This window comes from Desulfobacter sp. (genome assembly GCF_050177295.1).
Genome location: NZ_JBFXHE010000351.1, coordinates 1 through 4,665, shown reverse-complemented (window position 1 = coordinate 4,665; position 4,665 = coordinate 1). Strand labels below are relative to the sequence as shown.

Here is a 4,665-nt window from a genome sequence, read left to right as displayed (position 1 = left end):
ATAAATCCGTCAAATTCAGGCCGATACCAAGATAAAAATTTCGTTCTTTTTTGTCTTTATCATCTGAAAAACCGCGGGCATAATACCCCATATGCAATTCAAAATGTTTTAAAAACGTTTTATTTACGGATTCAAATCCGTTAAGTTTTACTGCAAGCAGATATTTTGAATTGTCATAATCTGTTAAAAAATCTGTGCCGTTAGGCTTAAATCCATATTCCCATCTTAAACTGAATTTGCCGGCAAGATCCGGATATTTATACAATAAATATCCAGCAGTGCATCCCAGAAGATTTGCAATCATATCTTCATAGGAAAATCCATATTCACTGAAAGAGTCCCCAAACTCCATATACCCCATGATGGCAAATGATGAAATCGACCCGTATAATGCGGCAGTATCTTTTTCAAAACACCAGTGTTTATATAAGGATGACAGCGCGTGAGAGATCACATAACTTGAATAAAGATGTCCCAGTTTATCCGCCCCTCCCTCTTTGGTTGTATTTGCAAACCATCCTTCGGAACCCGCGTGAGGTGATTGAGAGAAATAATCCCATTGTAAAGCGCCCCAAATCGTAATCACTCCGATTCCTGCCAGGGAGACTGAAAGACTTCTTGTATTTTTCTCAGAAAAGGAAAGCTCTGACGTGCATTTGGTCAAACGGTCCTGGGCAGAGCCGGTCACGGCAATCAAGCAAAAAAATGTGCAACATAATAAGGATTTCATCATATGCACATTTTAAATGCGGAATATTAGATTAAGGGCTTCATCATGAATTTTTTTCCATAGATCCTCCCCACCAAAGCTTTCAATATAGAACTTCATTTTCGGTTCAGTTCCCGAGGGTCTGATAGCAAACCATGAGCCATCCGACAAATTGACTTTTACACCGCCTATGGGGCTATTATTTCCCGTGGCTTTTGTCTGAATGTTAACGATTGATAACCCTGCCAACGATGTCGCCTTTATTGAATCCGGTGATGTTTGTGACAGTATTGTTTTTTGCTCATTTGTGATAGGTCCGTCAACCCTTCTATAATAAGGATTTCCAAATTCAGATACCAATGTCTCTCTATAAATTTCGGATGGCGTTTGCCCGGTTTTCGCCAGAATCTCAGCAGCAAGCAATGCCAAAACAAACCCATCTTTATCTGTCGTCCAAACAGCGCCATTTTTTCTTAAAAAAGTTGCGCCGGCACTCTCTTCACCACAAAAGGCGATTTTTCCTTCCATCAAACCGCTCACAAACCATTTGAATCCAACAGGCGTTTCAAAGATCGTCTTATTGAATCCCATAACCACTTTATCAATCATGCTGCTGCTGACTAAGGTTTTTCCGATGCTAAGGTTATTTCCCCATAAAGGCCTGTTTTGAAGCAGGTACCAAATGGCCACGGATAAATAATGGTTAGGATTCATCAGACCATCCGGACACACAATGCCGTGTCTGTCAAAATCCGGATCATTTCCCCATGCAATATCGTATTTTTCTGCAAGCCTGATTAAGTTTGCCATCGCATGAGGTGAGGAGCAATCCATTCTTATTTTTCCATCATGGTCCGGGGGCATGAAGCTGAAAGTTTTATCAATTTTTGAATTAACAACGTTAATATCAAATCCATATTTATCAGCAATAGGATCCCAAAAATTTACACCCGCCCCCCCCATGGGATCTATGCCGATTTTGATTTTTGATTGATGAATCGTTTCCGTGTCTATCACATTGGATAAAGCATCTACATAAGGGGTGATAAAATCCCTTTCATGTGTAGACGAAGCTGAATACGCTTTTTGGTAAGCAATCCTTTTAATCCCGGAATTCTTGGCATTTATCAGCTGGTTTGCTCTTTGTTCAATGAAATCTGTTATTTCAATATCGGCAGGGCCCCCATGAGGTGGATTATACTTAAATCCTCCGTCTTCCGGTGGATTATGAGATGGCGTAATAATAACACCATCTGCAAGCGCCTTTTTATTGGTCCGGTTGTACTCCAGAATCATAAACGAAATGACCGGGGTTGGCGTATATTCAGAATTTGCGTGAATGAAAACATCCACATCGTTTGCAGCAAAAACTTCCAATGCCGTTTTAAAAGCCGGTAAGGAAAGCGCGTGAGTATCGTAACCTAAAAACAGGGGGCCTGAAATTTTATTTTTTTTACGATAATCACAAAGTGCCTGAGAAATAGCTAGTATATGTTTCTCATTAAACGTACCGTCTAATGATGAACCTCGATGTCCTGAAGTCCCGAAAGATACTTGCCCTTTTATCTCTGTTGAATAATAAGAAGATACTATTTTTTCAGTATTATTTCTCTTTTCCATTAAAACACCTATTGTTAAAATTTTTCGGGCTTGGTCATAAGATCGGCCACGAGATGCCCATTCGTAAAATTTTTTAAAAAAATAATGTAGATAAAATTTGACCGGTCTGTGAATAGATATTGTGACCAAACAAAAACCATTCACAGAAAGGATAAAGACACCGGGCATAACATTTACATACGCTGAATCTTCTCAAAATGCAAAGACCAAAACAACATGGTCCAGAGATGATGTATCTACGAAAATTAAGGCGAATCTCAAGACCGCTCGTGTCCGCAAACTCGACCATCCGTTGGAGAAAACGGGTTCTGCGGCCGCTACATTACGCCGACTTAACCATGGACGAATACTTTATGTTTAAAAAGTTTTCTGTACCAGGGTCGGCACCAGGCAATTGGCATCATCCTTGTCCGGATACCACAGATTGTAGTGCAGGCCGCGGCTCTCCTTGCGCATTAATGCGGACTTAATAATCAGTTCCGCCACCGTGGCAAGGTTGCGCAGTTCAATGAGATCTGCCGTAATTTTAAAATCCCAGTAGTACTCTTCAATCTCATGCTGGATCATCTCAATACGGCGCTGGGCACGGTGAAGGCGCTTGTCCGAACGGACAATACCCACGTAGTTCCACATCAGGCGCCGGATCTCATCCCAGTTGTGGGTGACCATGATGGCCTCGTCACTATCCAGGGTGTTGGTCTCATCCCAGGGGTCCAGATCAACAGTGGATTTCTTCGCAGCCTGTTCAAACTCTTTTAATGAGGACTGGGCGGCATTATGGGCATAGACAAGGGCTTCGAGAAGGGAATTGGAAGCCAGGCGGTTGGCCCCGTGCAGACCGGTGCAGGCGGTTTCCCCCACGGCATAAAGACACTGGATGTCAGACCGTCCGTTAAGATCCGTGGCCACGCCGCCGCACATATAATGGGCTGCCGGCACCACGGGAATGGGCTGCCGGGTGATGTCAATGCCGAACTCCAGGCATTTGGCATAAATATTGGGAAACCGTTTCCGGATAAAATCAGGATCCTTATGGGTGATATCCAGAAACACGGAATCGGCACCGGTTTTTTTCAATTCACTGTCAATGGCCCGGGCCACAACGTCCCGGCAGGCAAGCTCCAGGTCCGGAGAGTATTTTCCCATGAACCGGTTACCCTGTTCATCAATAAGATACGCGCCCTCCCCTCTGACAGCCTCGGAGATCAGAAAATTCTTGGCTTCGGGGTGGAACAGACAGGTGGGATGGAACTGAACAAATTCCATATTTGCCACGGTGGCCCCTGCCCGGTATGCCATGGCAATGCCATCCCCTGTGGCAGTATCAGGGTTTGATGTATACAGATAAACCTTTGAACCGCCACCTGTGGCAAGCAAAGTCACCTTAGCGGCAAAGGTTTCCACCTTTCCGGTCTCATTATCCAGGACATAAGCCCCGCAGCAGATGTTTTCATGCTGGGTTCTGACAAGACCGCTGCGGACACTTGTGGAATAGGTAATCAGGTTGACGGCAACATGGTTTTCCAAAATGGTTATATTTTCATGCTGTTCAACATTGTGTACCAGAACATCTTCAATTTCCTTACCGGTGAGGTCCCGGGCATGGATGATTCTGTTCTGGGAATGTCCGCCCTCCCGGCCTAGAGAGAAGTCATACTTCCCGCCACCCTCCAGATTGAACCGTGCTCCCAAATCCACCAACTCACGAATTCTTTCCGGACCGTTTTCCACCACCATGCGCACCACATCTTCGTCGCAAAGTCCGTCCCCTGCAGCCAGGGTGTCTGCCACATGATTTTCAAAGGAATCTGTTTTGCTGAATACCGCAGCAACGCCGCCCTGGGCAAGTGCCGTATTGGTTTTATATATTTTTTTTTTGGTGATAATGACCACCCTGCCAAACTGTGCAACCTTCAAGGCATAGCTTAAACCGGCAACACCGCTGCCAATAACCAGAAAATCGGTTTCAATCATTTCTCAATACTTTAATATGTTAAATGGTGTGTTAAAAAAATTAAGGATAAATCAGGATAAAAGGGAACCTCTTCTTTTCTTGCGGGTACTCATTCCGAAAATCAGGCCCACGATAAAAACACCGGCCCCGGAAAGCAACGCAAATTTTACTTCGCTTTTGATGCTTTGTTCAAGGTTTTTAATACGTTCTTCCTGTTCCCGGGACTGTTCCAAAAGCGCTTTATGTTTGATCTCAAGCTTCAGGTAACCTGCGGAAGCATCTTTGAGTTGCTTATATTTCTGCGCAATTTCCGTCAACTCCTTGTTCTGAACCTCCAAGGTTCTTGCAGTTTCTTCTACAGCGGAAAGCTTTGATGCCAGGC

General features: G+C 44.1%; 3 protein-coding genes and 1 pseudogene. All 4 read right to left on the bottom strand.

The genetic code is table 11. The features are described from left to right. On the bottom strand, nucleotides 1-586 hold a 586-nt coding region (locus tag AB7U36_RS18740; RefSeq protein ID WP_428161178.1), incomplete at its 3' end, for a DUF2279 domain-containing protein. Between the two features lie 156 nt (nucleotides 587-742). Then, the gene (locus AB7U36_RS18735) at nucleotides 743-2,329 is read right to left on the bottom strand and encodes a phosphoglucomutase, alpha-D-glucose phosphate-specific (RefSeq protein WP_428161177.1); all 1,587 of its coding nucleotides are present in this window, start codon (nucleotides 2,327-2,329) and stop codon (nucleotides 743-745) included. Nucleotides 2,330-2,686: 357 nt separating this feature from the next. After that, nucleotides 2,687-4,303 carry an L-aspartate oxidase gene (nadB, locus tag AB7U36_RS18730; RefSeq protein WP_428161176.1) on the bottom strand — a complete coding sequence of 539 codons (1,617 nt, stop codon included), beginning with the start codon at nucleotides 4,301-4,303 and terminating at the stop codon, nucleotides 2,687-2,689. Between the two features lie 51 nt (nucleotides 4,304-4,354). Then, a pseudogene (locus tag AB7U36_RS18725) lies at nucleotides 4,355-4,665 on the bottom strand (TIGR04211 family SH3 domain-containing protein); the annotation flags it as partial.

Excerpts from the sequence above, each read along its gene's own strand:
- AB7U36_RS18735 (WP_428161177.1), bottom strand. The coding sequence starts at position 2,329 with ATGGAAAAGAGAAATAATACTGAAAAAATAGTATCTTCTTATTATTCA.
- nadB (WP_428161176.1), bottom strand. The coding sequence starts at position 4,303 with ATGATTGAAACCGATTTTCTGGTTATTGGCAGCGGTGTTGCCGGTTTA.